At 73.1% G+C, this 16,562-nt stretch carries 13 protein-coding genes; 9 read left to right on the top strand and 4 right to left on the bottom strand.

Translation table 11 applies throughout. The annotated features are described in order from the left end of the window. Positions 1-22: 22 nt before the first annotated feature. The 4 genes from ACFC09_RS23685 (at position 23) to mmsB (ending at position 5,087) form a co-directional block, all read left to right on the top strand. Positions 23-1,000, top strand: a complete 978-nt coding sequence (locus tag ACFC09_RS23685; RefSeq protein ID WP_376531619.1) for a hypothetical protein — start codon at positions 23-25, stop codon at positions 998-1,000. A gap of 80 nt (positions 1,001-1,080) precedes the next feature. Continuing rightward, entirely contained in the window at positions 1,081-2,187 is a 1,107-nt protein-coding gene (gene chvE / locus ACFC09_RS23680) for a multiple monosaccharide ABC transporter substrate-binding protein (RefSeq protein ID WP_376531617.1), read from the top strand. A gap of 39 nt (positions 2,188-2,226) precedes the next feature. Continuing rightward, a complete protein-coding gene (mmsA, locus tag ACFC09_RS23675) occupies positions 2,227-3,846 on the top strand; it encodes a multiple monosaccharide ABC transporter ATP-binding protein (RefSeq protein ID WP_376531615.1) in 1,620 nt (539 codons plus the stop codon). Next, positions 3,843-5,087 (top strand): multiple monosaccharide ABC transporter permease, encoded by a 1,245-nt coding sequence (gene mmsB, locus ACFC09_RS23670; RefSeq protein ID WP_376531613.1) that lies wholly within the window; start codon positions 3,843-3,845, stop codon positions 5,085-5,087. Before mmsA ends, mmsB begins: the two co-directional genes overlap by 4 nt. A gap of 65 nt (positions 5,088-5,152) precedes the next feature. Here the strand turns inward: mmsB and ACFC09_RS23665 are convergent, their stop codons facing one another. Next, the gene (locus tag ACFC09_RS23665) at positions 5,153-5,611 is read right to left on the bottom strand and encodes an RrF2 family transcriptional regulator (protein ID WP_376531611.1); all 459 of its coding nucleotides are present in this window, start codon (positions 5,609-5,611) and stop codon (positions 5,153-5,155) included. A gap of 74 nt (positions 5,612-5,685) precedes the next feature. Between ACFC09_RS23665 and ACFC09_RS23660 the strand changes: the two genes are divergently transcribed. Beyond that, a complete protein-coding gene (locus ACFC09_RS23660; RefSeq protein WP_376531609.1) occupies positions 5,686-8,685 on the top strand; it encodes a beta-galactosidase in 3,000 nt (999 codons plus the stop codon). A 42-nt stretch (positions 8,686-8,727) separates the two neighbouring features. On the opposite strand, the gene ACFC09_RS23655 is transcribed toward ACFC09_RS23660, so the two are convergent. Together ACFC09_RS23655 and ACFC09_RS23650 are read right to left on the bottom strand one after the other, a co-directional pair. Next, on the bottom strand, positions 8,728-9,573 hold the full coding sequence (locus ACFC09_RS23655; protein ID WP_376531607.1) for an SMP-30/gluconolactonase/LRE family protein: 846 nt from the start codon (positions 9,571-9,573) through the stop codon (positions 8,728-8,730). Further along, on the bottom strand, positions 9,570-10,343 hold the full coding sequence (locus tag ACFC09_RS23650; protein WP_376531605.1) for an IclR family transcriptional regulator: 774 nt from the start codon (positions 10,341-10,343) through the stop codon (positions 9,570-9,572). Before ACFC09_RS23650 ends, ACFC09_RS23655 begins: the two co-directional genes overlap by 4 nt. A 129-nt stretch (positions 10,344-10,472) precedes the next feature. On the opposite strand from ACFC09_RS23650, the gene ACFC09_RS23645 reads away from it, so the two are divergent. Further along, positions 10,473-11,078 (top strand): hypothetical protein, encoded by a 606-nt coding sequence (locus ACFC09_RS23645; protein WP_376531603.1) that lies wholly within the window; start codon positions 10,473-10,475, stop codon positions 11,076-11,078. Between the two features lie 230 nt (positions 11,079-11,308). Here ACFC09_RS23645 and ACFC09_RS23640 read toward each other — a convergent pair whose 3' ends face one another. Next, positions 11,309-12,181, bottom strand: coding sequence for a RimK family alpha-L-glutamate ligase (locus tag ACFC09_RS23640; RefSeq protein WP_376531601.1), 873 nt, complete (start codon positions 12,179-12,181; stop codon positions 11,309-11,311). Positions 12,182-12,328: 147 nt separating this feature from the next. On the opposite strand from ACFC09_RS23640, the gene ACFC09_RS23635 reads away from it, so the two are divergent. From ACFC09_RS23635 to ACFC09_RS23625, 3 genes are all read left to right on the top strand, one after another. After that, positions 12,329-13,399: a MerR family transcriptional regulator gene (locus tag ACFC09_RS23635; protein WP_376531599.1), complete on the top strand. Its 1,071-nt coding sequence runs from the start codon at positions 12,329-12,331 to the stop codon at positions 13,397-13,399. Between the two features lie 301 nt (positions 13,400-13,700). Then, positions 13,701-15,149, top strand: coding sequence for an acyl-CoA synthetase (locus ACFC09_RS23630; RefSeq protein WP_376531597.1), 1,449 nt, complete (start codon positions 13,701-13,703; stop codon positions 15,147-15,149). Continuing rightward, positions 15,142-16,562, top strand: a 1,421-nt coding sequence (locus ACFC09_RS23625; protein ID WP_376531595.1) for a carboxyl transferase domain-containing protein, incomplete at its 3' end; no start/stop codon positions are given. The genes ACFC09_RS23630 and ACFC09_RS23625, both read left to right, overlap by 8 nt.

The following is a 16,562-nucleotide window of genomic DNA, read 5'->3' as shown; positions in this document are numbered from 1 at the left end:
TATCGAACACTAAGGACAGCTTGTGACCGATGCTTCCGCCACGGCGGCCCGCAGGCCCGGTGAGCACGCGCTCGCCGCGCTCGGCCTGGGCGCGCCCGCCCTCGATCCCGCCGACGCCTCCACCCACGGCTTCCCGGGCGGCGGTCGCTGGCGCACCGAGATCCCCTCGTGCGAGGGTCCCGAGGCGCTGGCGGTCGTCCTCAAGGAGGCCGCGCGGCTCGACGTACCGGTCCACCGCATCAGCCAGGGCAGCGGCGCGTGGATGCTGACCGACGCCGAGATCACCGAGATGGTGGAGGCCACCGCCGAACGCGAGATCGAGCTCTGCCTGTTCACCGGCCCGCGCGGCACCTGGGACATCGGGGGCTCGGTGCGTTCCGACTCGCGCGGCGCGGGGTTGCGCGCCCGCGGCCACGACGCGGTCGCCGGCTGTGTCGAGGACGCCGTCCGGGCCACCGAACTGGGCGTCAAGTGCCTGCTGGTCGCCGACGAGGGCGTGTTGTGGACGCTGCACCGGGCGCGCACTGCCCGGATCATCCCCGCCGACACCACGCTCAAGGTGTCCGCGCTGGTCGGGCCGGTGAACCCGGCGTCGTACGCGGTCTTCGAGCGGCTGGGCGCCGACTCCGTCAACGTGCCCAGCGACCTGACGCTCGATCACCTCACCGAGATCCGCCGGGTGTCCGCCGCGCCGATGGACATGTACATCGAGGCGCCCGACGACCTCGGCGGCTATGTGCGGATGTACGAGGTGGCCGAGCTGATCCGGCGCGGCGCACCGCTCTATCTGAAGTTCGGCCTGTCCAGGGCCCCCGGCATCTACCCGGCGGGCGCCCACCTGCGGGACCTGACCCTGGACACCGCCCGGGAGCGGGTGCGGCGCGGCCGGCTCGCCCTCGACCTGCTCGCCCGGCACGGCGCGGACGGCGGCATGGCACCGCTCGGCTCCCGGCTGCCGGGGTCCTTGCACCGGTTCCCCGTCGAAGGCGGCGCTGGATGACAGCTGACAGTGCCCCTTCGGGGCGCTTCACCGACCTCGCTCGACACATCTCACCGAAGAGAAGAACAGGGACGATCACCATGCGTACTCGTAGCAGCGCCCTCGCCGCCCTGGCCGGAGCCGCCTCCCTCGCCCTCGCCCTGTCCGCCTGCGGGCAGAACAGCGAGGGCGGCAGCAAGGAGGACAAGGGCAGCGCCAAGGGCGGCACCATCGGCATCGCCATGCCCACCAAGTCCTCCGAACGCTGGATCGCCGACGGCGCCAACGTCGTCAAGAACCTCAAGGCCAAGGGCTACCGGACCAAGCTGGTCTACGGCGAGGACGACCCCGACCAGCAGGTCTCGCAGATCGAGAACCTGATCACACAGGGCGTCAAGGGCCTGATCATCGCGGCCATCGACAACAAGTCGCTGAACAACGTGCTCCAGCAGGCCGCGGACGCCAAGATCCCGGTCATCTCCTACGACCGGCTGATCCTCGGCACACCGAACGTCGACTACTACGCGTCCTTCGACAACACCAAGGTCGGCGAGCTCCAGGCCGCCTTCATCGTCGACAAGCTCGGCCTGAAGGACGGCAAGGGCCCGTTCACCATCGAGTTGTTCGCCGGGTCGAACGACGACAACAACACCAAGTACTTCTTCAACGGCGCGATGAGCGTGCTCCAGCCGTACATCGACGGCAAGAAGCTCGTCGTCAGGTCCGGCCAGAGCGAACTCACCCAGGTGACCACGCTGCGCTGGGACGGCACCACCGCGCAGAAGCGCATGGAGGACGTCCTCACCTCCGCCTACAGGAGCGGCCGGGTCGACGCGGTGCTCTCCCCCTACGACGGCATCTCCATCGGCGTCATCTCCGCGCTGAAGTCCGACGGTTACGGCTCCGCCGGCAAGCCGCTGCCGGTCATCACCGGCCAGGACGCCGAGCTGGCGTCGGTGAAGTCGATCATCGCGGGCGAGCAGACGCAGACCGTCTACAAGGACACCCGGGAGCTGGCCAAGGTCGCCGCGACCATGGTCGACGACGTGCTGAACGGCAAGAAGCCCCAGGTCAACGACGACAAGACGTACGACAACGGCACCAAGGTGGTGCCCGCCTACCTGCTTCAGCCGGTGAGCGTCGACAAGACCAACTACAGCAAGGAACTCATCGACACCGGCTACTACACGGCGGGCGAGCTCAAGTAGTCCGCACGCCGTTCACCCACGGACCGAAAGGGCACGACCATGGCGGGACCCGTCCTGGAAATGCGCTCGATCGTCAAGACCTTCCCCGGTGTCACGGCGCTGTCGGACGTCACGCTGACCGTCCGCCGGGGCGAGGTCCACGCCATCTGCGGTGAGAACGGCGCCGGGAAGTCCACCCTGATGAAGGTGCTCTCCGGCGTCCATCCGCACGGCAGTTACGGGGGCGAGATCCTCTTCGAAGGCGAGGTGTGCGCCTTCAGGGACATCCGGGCCAGCGAGCGGCGCGGCATCGTGATCATCCATCAGGAGCTGGCGCTGGTGCCGTTCCTGTCCCTCGCCGAGAACATCTTCCTCGGCAACGAACACGCCTCGCGCGGGTTCGTCGACTGGCGGGAGACCCTGCGGCACGCCACCGAGGTGCTGCGCCGGGTCGGCCTGAGCGACCACCCCGAGACCCGGATCTCCGACATCGGCGTGGGCAAGCAGCAGCTCGTGGAGATCGCCAAGGCGCTCTCGAAGCAGGTGCGGCTGCTCATCCTGGACGAGCCGACGGCGGCGCTGAACGACGAGGACAGCGGCACACTCCTCGATCTCATCCTGGAGCTGAAGAACCAGGGCATCACCTCGATCATCATCTCCCACAAGCTGGGCGAGATCCGCCGGGTCGCCGACTCGGTGACGATCCTGCGCGACGGCCGGTCCGTCGAGACCCTCGACGTGAAGGCCCCGGAGACCACCGAGGACCGGATCATCTCCGGCATGGTCGGCCGCGACCTCGACCACCGCTTCCCCGACCGCACCCCGTACTCGGGCGCACCGGACGCGGCACCGGCGCTGGAGATCCGCGACTGGACCGTGCGCCACCCGATCGACCAGCAGCGCAAGGTGGTCGACGACGTGTCGATCCACGTGCGGCGCGGGGAGATCGTCGGCATCGCCGGACTGATGGGCGCGGGCCGCACCGAACTGGCGATGAGCGTCTTCGGGCGTTCCTACGGCCGGTACGCGGGCGGCACGGTCCGCAAGGACGGCGAGGAGATCCGCACCAGGACGGTCGCCGAGGCGGTCCGGCACGGCATCGCCTACGTCACCGAGGACCGCAAGCACTACGGCCTCAACCTCATCGACACCATCAACCGGAACATCTCGCTGGCGGCGCTGGACAAGGTCGCGCGGCGCGGCGTGGTCGACGAGCACGCGGAGCGGCAGGTCGCCGAGGGGTTCCGCACGTCCATGAACATCAAGGCACCGACCGTCTTCGAACCGGTCGGCAAGCTGTCCGGCGGCAACCAGCAGAAGGTCGTCCTCAGCAAGTGGATCTTCGCGGGCCCGGACGTGCTGATCCTGGACGAGCCCACGCGCGGCATCGACGTGGGCGCCAAGTACGAGATCTACACGGTCGTCGACCGGCTCGCCGCCGAGGGCAAGGCGGTCGTCCTCATCTCCTCCGAACTGCCCGAACTGCTCGGCATGTGCGACCGCATCTACACCATGGCCGCCGGGCGGCTCACCGGTGAGGTGGCGCGGGCCGAGGCCACGCAGGAAGTGCTGATGCGCCGGATGACGAAGGACACCCCGGACGAAGACCGGATGACGAAGGACACCCCGGACGAAGACCGGATGACGAAGGACACCCCGGACGAAGAGGTGACCCCATGAGCACGGATGTGACCGACAGGCTCCCGGCCCCGGCACCGCCCGGCAGGGGCGGGGACGCCGCCGGGGGCGGCCTGCTCCGGCTGATGCTGAACGGCCTGCGCCGCAACCTGCGCCAGTACGGCATGCTGATCGCGCTCGGCCTGATCGTGGTCCTGTTCCAGGTGTGGACCGGCGGCGACCTGCTGCTGCCGCGCAACGTCTCCAACCTGGTGCTGCAGAACAGCTACATCCTGATCCTCGCCATCGGCATGATGCTGGTGATCATCGCGGGCCACATCGACCTGTCGGTCGGCTCGCTGACCGCGTTCGTGGGCGCGTTCGCGGCCGTGCTCACGGTGCAGCACGGCGTGGCCTGGCCGGTCGCCCTGGTGCTGTGCCTGCTGGTGGGCGCGGTGGCCGGTGCGGTGCAGGGCCTCCTGATCGCGTATCTCGGCATACCGTCGTTCATCGTGACCCTGGCGGGCATGCTGCTGTTCCGCGGTCTGACAGAGATCTTCCTGAAGGGCCAGACCCTCGGGCCGTTCCCGGACGGACTCCAGAAGCTCGGCAACGGCTTCCTGCCGGAGGTCGGCCCGGACACCGACTACCACAACCTCACCCTGCTGCTCGGCCTCGCGCTGCTGGCCTTCGTGGTCTTCCAGGAGGTCCGGGACCGGGGGCGCCAGCAGGAGTTCTCGCTGGACGTACTGGAGCGCAACGCCTTCCTGCTGAAGCTGGTCGCGATCGCCGCGGCGATCCTCGCGGTCACCCTGCTGCTCGCCAGCTACCAGGGCGCCCCGATCATCCTGATCGTCCTCGGGGTGCTGGTGGTCGGCTACGGCTACGTGATGCGCAACGCCGTCTTCGGCCGCCACATCTACGCGATCGGCGGGAACCTGCCGGCGGCGAAGCTGTCCGGGGTCAAGGACAGGAGGGTCACCTTCCAGGTCTTCCTGAACATGGGTGTGCTCGCGGCGCTGGCGGGTCTGGTGGTCGCCGCCCGGCTGAACGCGGCCTCGCCGAAGGCGGGCCTGAACTTCGAGCTGGAGGCCATCGCCTCGTCGTTCATCGGCGGCGCGTCCATGAGCGGCGGTGTCGGCACCGTACTCGGCGCGATCATCGGCGGTCTGGTCCTCGGCGTGCTGAACAACGGTATGAACCTGCTGAGCGTCGGCACCGACTGGCAGCAGGTCATCAAGGGACTCGCCCTGCTGGCGGCGGTCGGCTTCGACGTGTGGAACAAGCGCAGGTCCGGTTCGTGAGCCGGGCGTGAGCGGTCGCGGTCGTCGCGCCGGCCGTCACCGAGCCGCGTCACCACCCGGCCGGGTCACGGGTTCTCCCAGGCCGCCGGGTCCGCCGCCAGCTGGCGCACCGGGCCGGGGAGTTCGGCCGCGGCGAGGTCGGCCAGGGTGACGCCCTCCAGGATCTTGCGGACGTTCGCGCGCAGGGCGATCCACAGGGGCAGCAGCGGCTCGGCCGTCCCGGTGTAGGTGAGGCTCGACGGGCGTTCGCCCCGTACCGAGACGATGGGGCCGTCCACGGCCCGGATGACGTCCGCGACCGTGGTCTGCGCCGCCGGCCCGGCCAGCCGGTATCCACCGCCCCCGCCACGCCGGCTGGCCACGATCCCGGCGCGTCGCAGGTCGCCGAGGATGCCCTCCAGGAACTTGTGCGGGATGTCCTGTACAGAGGCGATTTCCTCTGCCTTCACCGGGCCGTTACCCTGCCGTGCGGCCAACTCCAGCACCGCCCGTACCGCGTAATCCGCCCGTGCCGAGATCCTCATGGATCCATTGTGGGGCGTACGGCCATGGAGAATGGCCTGACCCGCGCCCCGTAGGATCGCCCGGGAGGAACCCCTTGGCACTCAGCAGACGTACTTTCGGTGCCCTCGCAGGCTCCGCCGCACTCGGCCTGGCCCTGGGCGGCAGCGGTGGCCCGGGGGCGCTTTCGGCGTACGCGGCACGCAGCGTACCGACCGGGCCCGCGCCGGCCCCGCCGAGCGCCGACCGGCGCCGGCACACCATCGGCTACGACCGCTACTCCCTGCTCGTGGACGGCAGGCGGCTCGTGGTGTGGTCCGGCGAGATGCACCCGTTCCGGCTGCCGAGCCCGTCCCTGTGGCGCGACGTCCTTGAGAAGATGCGGGCGCACGGCTTCAACACCGTCAGCGTCTACGTCGCCTGGAACTACCACTCCGCCGCCCCCGGGCACCACGACTTCGGCGGCGTCCGCGATCTGGACCTGTTCCTGCGCACGGCCGCCGAGACCGGCCTGTACGTCATCCTGCGCCCCGGCCCCTACATCAACGCGGAGGTCGACGGCGGCGGCTTCCCCGGCTGGCTCACGGTCACCGAGGGCGTGGCGCGCACCGACGATCCGGTCTACCTGTCGCACGTCGACGCGTGGTTCACGGCCGTGAACCGGATCGCGCGCCGGCACCAGTTCACGGACGGCGGCGGCACGATCCTGCTGTACCAGATCGAGAACGAGTACGACGCCCACGTGGGCGAGCCGGCCGGCCGCGCCTACATGTCCCACCTGTACCGGAAGGTGCGGGCGGACGGCATCGACGTACCCCTCTTCCACAACGACAAGGGCCGCGCCGGCGCCTGGGTCCCCGGTTCGTTCGACACCGGCGGTGAGCGGGGCCGCTGGCTGTACGGCTTCGACGGGTACCCGGCGCCGGACAGTACCCCGCCGGACTGGGGGCGCTACGGCAGCGGCGGGCCCACCGGGGGCGCCTCCGCGAGTCCGCACACGCCGGGTTTCGTGCCGGAGTTCGGCGGCGGCTGGTTCGACCCGTGGGGCGGGGTCACCTTCGGCGGCAAGGGGTACGCCGAGTCCCGGCGGACCCGGGGCGAGTCCTACGAGCGCCGCTTCCACCTCACCAACCTGGCCAACGGCCTGACCCTGCACAACGTCTACATGGCCTTCGGCGGCACCTCCTGGGGCTGGCTGCCCGCACCGGCGGTCTACACCTCGTACGACTACGGGGCGGCCATCGACGAGGCCCGCAACGTCACCGGCAAGATCGTCCCCATGCACCAGCTCGGCCATCTCCTCGGGCGGGTCCCCGACTTCGCCAAACTGGACCGGGCGGCGGACGTCACGGCGAAGGGCCTGAACGTCTACCACCTCACCAACCCGGACACCGAGGCCCATGTGTACGTGGTGCGCAACGACGGCACCGAGGAGGTCACCTCGACCGTGCCGACCGCGGCGGGCGGCCTGGAGGTCACCGTCCCGGCCCGCGACGCCCGGCTGCTGACCACCGGGCTCTCCCTGGGCCACCGGACCCTGCGGTCCAGCACCGCGCAGCCCATGTTCCGGCTGAACACCGGGCGGCAGGACATCGCGCTGTTCACCGGCCGGGGCGGCGAGATGGCGCACCTCGTGCTGGACTGCCCGAGCGAACCGGTCGTCAACCGGCTGGACCCGGACGGCGCCTGGGCGTACACCCAGGGCGCCCTGCACGTGTCCGTGCCGCTCGGCGTCGGCGGGCTCACCCGGGTGCTGGTCGAGGGCGGCGAGAGCGACACGCCGCTGCTGCTCCTGTTCGCCGACGACGCGACGTCCGTACGGCTGTGGCCGTACGACACCCCGTCCGGGACGGTGCTGGTCTACGGCCCCGAGTTGCTGCGCGAGGTCGCGCTCGACGGCTCCGCGGTGCGGCTGACCGGCGACACGGTCGAGGAGAGCGGCCTGGAGGTGTGGGGGCCGCGCGGGGTGGCCACCGTGGCGTGGAACGGCCGGCCGGTGCGCACGCGCGTCACCCGGTCCGGCAGCCTGATGGCCGAGGCGCTGCTCCCGGCCGTGCCGGACATCGCGCTGCCCGCGCTGGGCGGCTGGCGGCGGAAGGCGGAGAACCCCGAGGCAGCGCCGGGATTCGACGACTCGACGTGGCAGGTGGCCGACAAGCGGTCCTCCCACAGCACGACGCCGGTGCCGGCCGGGCAGCCGGTGCTGTTCGCGGACGACTACGGCTTCCACTACGGCGACGTCTGGTACCGGGGGCACTTCGACGGCGCGGACGGACTGGAGTCCGTGTCCCTCTCCTACAGCACCGGCACCCAGGGCATGCTCATGGCCTGGCTGGACGGTGAGCCGCTGGGCGTGCACCGGATGCCGGTGCCGGACGCCGGCACGGCCCGCAAGGGGACCTGGACGGACACGGCGGTGCTCGACCTGTCCGCACTGCCCGCAAAGCGGGCCGAGCGGCTGCGCGAGAAGCTGGCGGCGCCCGGCGGGCATGTGCTGTCCGTGCTGGTGCGGCGCATGCAGCACGACATGGACGGCCGGGCCGAGGACACCCACAAGGCGGCCCGCGGGCTGACCGGGGCCGCCTTCGAGGGGGCCGCGCCCACGGTGCGGTGGCGCGTCCAGGGCGCGCTCGCGCCGGATGCGGTGCGCGGGCCGATGAACCACGGCGGGCTGTACGGGGAGCGGGAGGGCTGGCACCTGCCCGGGTTCGCGGACGGCGGCTGGCGGCGGGCGGGCCTGCCGCGCACCGGCCGGGAGCAGGGCGTGACCTGGTACCGGACGACGTTCCGGCTGTCGGTCCCCGGCGACCTGGACGCCTCGGTCGGGCTGGTCCTGGAGGACGACCCGGCCCGCGCCTACCGCGTACAGATCTTCCTGAACGGCTGGAACCTGGGCCAGTACATCAACGACGTCGGCCCGCAGCACACGTTCGTGCTGCCGGGCGGCATCCTGAACACGCGCGGCCGCAACACCCTGGCCCTGGCCGTCCTGTCCGACGGCACCACGGACTCGGGACCGGGCGAGGTACGGCTGGCGCTGCTCGGCCGCGCGGCCGGAGGGGTGCCGGTGACTCCGGTGGCCTCACCGGGCCGCTGAGGCTACCGGGGTCACCGGGGTCACCGGGGTCACCGGCCCTGCTTACCCCGCGAACGCCGGCTGCGGAAGGCCCCGGCCCACGGCCGGGAACACCAGCAGCGACCCGGACAGCGGGTGCGGTCGCTCCAGTTCGGTGCGGGCCGTCGTGACGTACAGGTCGGTCAGGTCCGCGCCGCCGAAGGCACAGGCCGTCGGGCGGGCCGTGGGCAGGGGAAGGACGCGGTCCAGCGCGCCGTCGGGCGTGTAGCGGCGTACCGCCGCGCCGTCCCACAGGGCCACCCACACACAGCCGTCGGCGTCGACGGCCAGCCCGTCGGGGAATCCGGCGCCCTCCTCGACCTCGGCCAACGGGCGCCGGTCCGTGGCCTGTTCACCGTCGAAGTCGAAGACGTCGATCCGCCGGGTGGGGGTGTCGACGTAGTACATCAGGCGCCCGTCGGGGCTCCAGCCCGTGCCGTTGCTCACCGCGACGGACGGCAGGACCGTGCGGACCGCGCCGGCGCCGGTGACCCGGGACAGCGTGCCGCCGCCCGCCGCCCCGTCGTAGCGCATCGTGCCCGCCCACAGCGCGCCGTCGGGCGCCACGGCGGCGTCGTTCCCGCGGCGGCCGGGCACCGGCTCGTGGTGCAGCCAGTGGAAGGCGCCGTCCGGGTCCAGCAGGCCGATCCCGTCCCGGAGGTTCAGCACCAGGCCGCCGCCGGCGCGCGGCTTCACGGCGCCGACGTGCTGCTCGGTCGTGCGGACCGTGCGGCGGCCGGAGGCGGGATCGTAGCCGTGGACCCGCATGCCGAGGATGTCGATCCAGATCAGACGGCCCGTCGCCGCGTCCCACGTCGGTCCCTCGCCGAGGGTCGCCTCGGCCCGCACCGCCACCTCGTACTCCGTCATGCCGCCCTCCGGTGGCCCAGGCGCTCCGACAGTTCGACCGCACCCTTGGCGGCCAGTTGCGCCAGTTCGGCCAGCCGCTCGTCGCTCCAGCGGATCATGGGTACGGAGATGGACAGTGCGGCGACCACCTGGCCGGTGCGGTCGCGGACCGGGGCCGCGACACAGCTGACGTCCGGGTTGGACTCGCGGTTCTCCACCGCGACGCCGCGTTCCCGGATCGCCGCCAGTGCCTCGCGCAGCACGCCGGGATCCGTGATGCTGTCGGGGGTCATGGCGGCCAGTCCGGCCCCGTCCGGAATGCGCGCGGCCAGCTCCGGCTCGGGCAGCGAGGCCAGCAGCATCTTGCCGACCGAGGTGCAGTGGGCGGGCAGTCTGCGGCCGGCCGCGGACACCATGCGCACCGCGTGCGTGGAGTCGACCTTGGCGATGTAGATGACGTCCGTGCCGTCGAGGATCGCCACGTGCACGGTCTCGTCGCAGGTCTCGGCGACCGCGCGGGCGACCTGCTGGCCCTCGGCGGCGAGGTCGAGCCGCTCGGCGTAGTGGCTGCCGAGCTGGTAGGGACGCACCCCGAGCCGGTACTGTCCGGGCTGTCCGGGTACGGGCACGATGTACTGGCGGGCGGCGAGCGTGGTGACCAGCTCGTGCACGGTGGTGCGCGGCAGGCGGAGCCTGCGCACGATGTCGGGGGCGGAGAGCGTCCCGTCCCCGTCGAGGAACAGCTCCAGTATGTCGAGAGCCCGGGTCACGGCGGGTACGAGGCGTCCCATCCTCCGGCCCCCTCCCTTGATCAGCGCCCGCGTCCGTTCGAGATTTCAACAGGCGATCGACATGACGAACAAAGGCTAGTCATGGGGAGTTGCCCCGGCAACGGGTGTGTACCCGGCCGGTGAGCGACGATGGTGCCCATGCCGTCCTCCGCCAAGCGTCCCACCGCCCCCTTCACCCCGCTCGACTTCCAACTGGTGCTGTTGCGCCGGATGGCCGACCACAACCCCGGTCTGGTCGAGGACGCACGGCACGAGCTGGGCGTGTCGATCGCGGACATGCGGGAGGCCAACAAGCGGTGGCAGGCGATGCTCCGCTCCCCAAGGCCGCGCCCGGCGGCCGGCCGGTACCGCTCGGTGCTCGGCGCGCCGGAGTCGGAGGGCAAGCGGACCATCGGCGACCTGGAGTGCGCGGTGTGGCGGTGGCCGGTCCCGCTCTGGCCCGACCTGCGCTTCGAGGTGCTGGTCGCGGCCACCGGAGCGGTCTGGAACGAGTGGCTGGTCCGCGCGCCGGGCGCCGCCGCGCCGCGCCTCGCCGTCCTCGACGACCTCACCCCCTGGTCGTGCACGGTGGACGAGGCGGCCCGCGCCTTCGCCCCGGTCCGCCCCCTGGAGGGCACGGCGCCGACCCGCTGGGGCCTCGCCTTCGCGGCCCCCGACGCGAGCGGCGTTCGGCACGAGGTCGTCGCCGAGTTCACGTGGGGGTTGTTGCAGAGGACTGCCGTCGTGGGGGCGTGACGGGGACTGCCGTCTTGGGGGACGTGACGGGGCGTAGGTCGGGTGCAGGTGCGTTGTGGCTGGGCGCGCAGTTCCCCGCGCCCCTCTCGGGGCGCGTCACCCGCGGCGTCGGCGGTGCTCAGCCAGGGGCAGCCCCGACACGGACGTAGGCCGAGTGCGCGTGCATCGTGGCTGGGCGCGCAGTTCCCCGCGCGCCTCTCGGGGCGCGTCAGCCGTGGCGTCGGCGGTGCTCAGCGGGTCGCCGCCGCGACCATCGCCGTCGCCACCGTCGGCAGCGATGCCGGGTGCAGGAAGAGGAAGAGGTTCGGTTCGACCAGTTCCAGTTCCATCACTCGGGGTTCGCCGTCGTCGCCGTCGACGAGGTCCACGCGCGCGTACAGCAGCTCCGGCGTGTCCGGCACGGCGGCCAGCGCGCGCCCGGCGACGGCGAGTTCGGCCGGTGTCGGCGTCCACGGCTCCAGGTCGGGATGGGCCACCTTCTGCGCGTCGTACGCCGTGCCGGGCGACAGGACGGCCCGCTTGCGGCTGGCGTGCAGCGGCCGGCCGCCGAAGAACTGAAGGGCGCGCTCGCCGCCGACGTCGATGCCGCGGACGTAGGGCTGCACGATCGCGGTCAGCCCCTCCTCGTGCATCCGGGCCAGCTGCCGCAGGGCCGTCGCACGGTCGCCGGGCGCGTAGCGGGCGGCGTACCGGGCGCCCGCGCCGAAGGTCGGCTTCACGACGAACTCGTGGTCGTCGGGGAGGACGACGGGATCCCCGGGCGCGAGGTAGCGGGTCGGCACGACGGGCACCCCGGCCGCCGCGAGGTCCCCCAGATACCGCTTGTCGCTGTTCCAGCGCACGACGGCGGCCGGATTGGCCAGCCGGGTCGCCTCCCCGGTCCGCTCCGCCCACGCCACGAACTCCGCGGCCCGCCAGCTGTAGTCCCAGGTGGAGCGGATGACGGCGAGGTCGAAGCCGCTCCAGTCGACACCGGGGTCGTCCCAGTGCACGGCGGCGGCCTCGGCCCCGGCGTCCGTCAGCGCCCGTATCAGGACCGGCAGGTCGCGGTCCCGGTTCGGCTCGGTCCCGGGGTCGTAGGTGACGAGTGCGATGCGGGGCACGGCGGGCTCCCTCGGCGTACGGGCTGTTGACGAACGGCAGGCTAACCGCCGCAACCGCAACCACGGCAACGGGTTTGACCTTCCCCCTCGGTGAAGCCGCAGCATCGATGGCGGGACGACGAGGAGCACGTACCCGGAGGGTGGGGCATGGAGATGCTGACGATCGGTGCCTTCGCGAAGGCCGGCCGGCTCTCGCCGAAGGCGCTGCGCCTGTACGACGAACTGGCGCTGCTGCGCCCCGCGCGGGTCGATCCGCACACCGGCTACCGGTACTACGCCGTCGGGCAGTTGGAACAGGCACGGCTGGTGGCGTGGCTGCGCCGCCTGGGCATGCCGCTCGCCGGCATCCGCGAGGTCTGCGCGCTGGCACCGGCCGAAGCCGCCCGGGAGATCCGCGCCCACTGGGCGCGGGTGGAGGCGGAGACAGCCGTACGGCGGGACCTCGCCGCGTTCCTCGTCGACCACCTGACCGCAGCGTCGAGGAAGGACACCATCATGCTGGAACTGCGTTATTCCGCCCATTCCGACATCGGACGGGTGCGACCGGCCAACCAGGACACGGCGTACGCGGGCGCCCGGCTGCTCGCCGTGGCCGACGGGTGCGGGCCCGCCGGTGCCCGCGCGAGCAGCGCCGCCGTGGAGGCGCTGAAGTTCCTGGAGAGCACGGAGCTGCCCGCGGGCAGCGTCCTGAACCTGCTGGAGGACGCCGTCGACGGCGCGCGCCGGGCCGTCGAGGACGTGGCCGCCGAGGCGCCGGAGGCCGGTACCACGCTGACCGCGCTGCTGCTGACGGGCTCGCGGCTGGCCCTGGTGCACATCGGGGACACGCGCGCCTATCTGCTGCGCGACGGCGGCCTGTTCCGGATCACCCACGACCACACCGTGGTCCAGTCGATGATCGACGAGGGCCGGCTGACCCCCGAGGAGGCCACCGCCCACCCGCAGCGTGCCCTGCTCCTGAAGGCGCTCGGCGGTGGTGAGCCGAGTGCGGACCCGGACCTGAAGCTGCACGACGCGCTGCCCGGGGACCGGTACCTGCTGTGCTCCGACGGCCTGACCGGGGTCGTACCGGACGACCGGATCGCGCACCTGCTGGCCGCGGCGCCCGCCCCGGACGCGGCGGTCCACGCCCTGATCACCGAGGCGAACGCCACGGGCGGCCCGGACAACGTCAGCTGCGTCGTCGCCGACGTGGCAGAGGTGGGGACGGCGGCCTGATCCCGCGCCGGGCCGGCGCGCCTGACGAGCGGCGGGCCTGACGAGCAGCGGGCCCGACAAGCGGCGGGCCTGACGAGCGGGCTCCGCGCCGAACGGGCCGGCCCGCCGTCTGGGCCGCCTGCCGCCCGCCGTCTGCCGCCTGCCGCCCGCCGCCTGCCGGGCCCCGTCCCTCCGCACCCGCCGATCCGACCGAATCCCGCGCCGTCGCCCCACCGCCGCCGCCCTGATCCTCTACCGTCGGGAGAACAGGTGGGTCCGGAGCGCCGTGCCGGTGCTCCCCGACGGCTAAGGAGTGCGTCTCGTGTCCTCCCTCTTTCCGGCCCTGGCGGACGCTCCGGGCGAGCGGGTCGCCCTGCGGTTCGGCGCGCGATCGCTGACGTACGCCGAGTTGGGGGCCGCCGCGGGCGCCGTGGCCGCCCAGGTGCGCGGCGCGGGCCGGGTGGCCGTGTGGGCGACCCCGGAGCTGGAGACGGCCGTCGCGGCGGCGGGCGCCCTGCTCGCCGGGGTGGCCGCCGTACCGCTGAACCCGAAGTCCGGGGAGCGGGAACTCGCCCACATCCTCTCCGACAGCTCCCCCTCCCTGGTGCTGGCCGCGCCCGGCGCCCGGCTCCCGGCGCCCCTGGACGGCCTGACCCGGATCGACGTGGACGCGCACGGCGGCGGCGACGCCCCCGAGGACCGCGCCGCGGCGGAGGACCCCGCACTGATCGTCTACACCTCCGGCACCACCGGCCCGCCCAAGGGCGCGGTGCTGCCCCGCCGCGCGCTCGCCACCACCCTGGACGCGCTGGCCGACGCCTGGCAGTGGACCGCGGACGACGTGCTGGTGCACGGGCTGCCCCTGTTCCATGTGCACGGGCTCGTGCTGGGCGTCCTCGGCCCGCTGCGCCGCGGCGGCTCGGTACGGCACCTGGGGCGGTTCAGCACCGAGGGCGTGGCCCGGGAGCTGAACGACGGCGCGACCATGCTGTTCGGCGTGCCGACCATGTACCACCGCATCGCCGAGGCCCTGCCCGAGGATCCCGGCCTCGCCAAGGCGCTGGGCCGCGCCCGGCTGCTGGTCTCCGGCTCGGCCGCGCTGCCGGTGCATGACCACGAGCGGATCGCGGCCGCGACCGGACGCCGGGTGGTCGAGCGGTACGGGATGACCGAGACCCTGATGAACACCAGCGTGCGGGCCGACGGGGAGGCCCGCGCGGGCACGGTCGGGGTGCCGCTGCCGGGCGTGGAGCTGCGGCTGGCGGAGGAGGACGGCACCGTCCTCGCCGCGTACGACGGGGAGACCGTCGGCGAGATCCAGGTGCGCGGCCCGAACCTGTTCACCGAGTACCTGAACCGGCCCGACGCGACGGCCGCCGCCTTCACCGCCGACGGCTGGTTCCGCACCGGCGACATGGCGGTGCGGGAGCCGGACGGCTACGTCCGGATCGTGGGGCGCAAGGCCACCGACCTGATCAAGAGCGGGGGTTACAAGATCGGGGCGGGCGAGATCGAGAACGCGCTGCTGGAGCACCCGGGGGTGCGGGAGGCGGCGGTCACCGGGGAACCGGACGCGGACCTGGGCGAGCGGATCGTGGCCTGGATCGTCCCGGCTCAGCCGCAGACACCGCCCGCCGCCGAGGAGTTGGCCGATCACGTGGCCGCCCGGCTGGCCCCGCACAAACGGCCGCGCGTGGTCCGCTACCTCGACGCGCTGCCCCGCAACGACATGGGCAAGATCATGAAGCGGGCGCTGTCGGCCGATGTCTGAGCGGCCGTCGGCACGGGAGGTCCTGACCCTGGTCACGGACGAGGGCACCTTCCGTGAGCTGCCCCACGGCACCCGGCACGCACCGGTCGACGGACCGCTCGGCTGGCCCGGCTACGACGCCTCGCGCGCCCGCGCCGCCGAGCGCACCGGCGAGGACGAGTCCGTCGTCTGCGGCACGGCGGGCGTCGGGGGCACCCGGGCCGTACTGATCGCGTTCGAGTTCGGCTTCCTCGGCGGCTCCCTGGGCGAGCGCACCGGTGACCGCCTGGAGTCGGCGTACCGGCACGCCCGAGCACACCGGCTGCCGGTCGTCACGCTGATCGCCACCGGCGGCAGCCGGATGCAGGAGGGCATGCTCGCACTGGCCCAGCTCCAGCGGGTGGCCCGGGAGTCCGCGCTCACCCGGGCGGCCGGTCTGCCGCACCTGGCGGTCCTGCGGGACCCGACGACCGGCGGCGGCTGGGCCACCCTGGGCGCCGGGGCCGACGTGGTCCTCGCGCTGCCGGGTGCCCAGGTGGGCTTCGCGGGGTCCCGGGTCCGGCCCCCGGACGCGGATCCGTCGGCGTACACGGCCGAGGCGCAGGTGGCGGCGGGTTCGGCGGACGCGGTGGTACGGCCCGAGGAGTTGCGGGAGACGCTGGGGCGCTGGCTGCGGCTGCTCACCACGCCCGCGCCGCGGGCCCCCGTACCCCGCGCCCTGGGCAGCGCCGGCCTCCCGGCCACCGGGTGGGCGGCGGTCGGCCGCGCCCGCGCCCCCGGACGCCCCCGCGCCCACGCCTACCTGGACGCGTACTTCGCCCACCGGGTCGCTCTCGGCGGCGACCGCGCGGGCGGTACGGATCCCGAGGGCATGCTGTGCGGGTTCGGCGAGTCGGACGGCCGCGGCGTGGCGTACGCGGCGCAGACGGGGGTGGCGGCCCGGCCCGCCGGGTACCGCGCCGCGGCCCGGCTGATCCGGCTCGCGGACCGGCTCGGCATACCGGTGCTGACGCTGGTGGACACGCCGGGCGCCGCCAACGACGCGGAGGCGGAGCGGCAGGGGGCCGGCGCCGCGATCGCCGAGGTGTTCGCGGCGGTGGCCGCCGCCCGGGTGCCGATCACCACGCTGGTCATCGGCGAGGGCGGCTCCGGCGGGGCGCTCGCGCTGGCCGCGCCCGGCAACACCTGGGCCACGCCGGACAGTTACTTCTCGGTGATCGCCCCCGAACTCGCCGCGGCCATACTCAAGCGCCCGCCCGAGGAGGCCGCGGCGACCGCGGACCAGTTGCGCATCCGGCCGCAGGATCTGGTGGAGCTGGGCGTGGGGCCCGCCCGCCGCGCCCCCCCCCCCCCCCCCCCGCCCCCGGCAACGTGTAGGCCCACCCCCCCCCGCCAAACCGGGTCCCCCAAACGCCCATGTGGTGCCCGGGCCGG

Origin of the sequence: Streptomyces sp. NPDC056161, assembly GCF_042268025.1 — a bacterium.
GTDB lineage: Bacteria > Actinomycetota > Actinomycetes > Streptomycetales > Streptomycetaceae > Streptomyces.
The sequence above is the reverse complement of the archived record's forward strand: the minus strand, read 5'-3'. Positions and strand labels throughout refer to the sequence as shown.

Bases quoted from the DNA above. Each gene is read 5' to 3' on its own strand.
- chvE (WP_376531617.1), top strand. From the start codon at position 1,081: ATGCGTACTCGTAGCAGCGCCCTCGCCGCCCTGGCCGGAGCCGCCTCC.
- mmsA (WP_376531615.1), top strand. From the start codon at position 2,227: ATGGCGGGACCCGTCCTGGAAATGCGCTCGATCGTCAAGACCTTCCCC.
- mmsB (WP_376531613.1), top strand. From the start codon at position 3,843: ATGAGCACGGATGTGACCGACAGGCTCCCGGCCCCGGCACCGCCCGGC.
- ACFC09_RS23665 (WP_376531611.1), bottom strand. From the start codon at position 5,611: ATGAGGATCTCGGCACGGGCGGATTACGCGGTACGGGCGGTGCTGGAG.
- ACFC09_RS23655 (WP_376531607.1), bottom strand. From the start codon at position 9,573: ATGACGGAGTACGAGGTGGCGGTGCGGGCCGAGGCGACCCTCGGCGAG.
- ACFC09_RS23650 (WP_376531605.1), bottom strand. From the start codon at position 10,343: ATGGGACGCCTCGTACCCGCCGTGACCCGGGCTCTCGACATACTGGAG.
- ACFC09_RS23645 (WP_376531603.1), top strand. From the start codon at position 10,473: ATGGTGCCCATGCCGTCCTCCGCCAAGCGTCCCACCGCCCCCTTCACC.
- ACFC09_RS23635 (WP_376531599.1), top strand. From the start codon at position 12,329: ATGGAGATGCTGACGATCGGTGCCTTCGCGAAGGCCGGCCGGCTCTCG.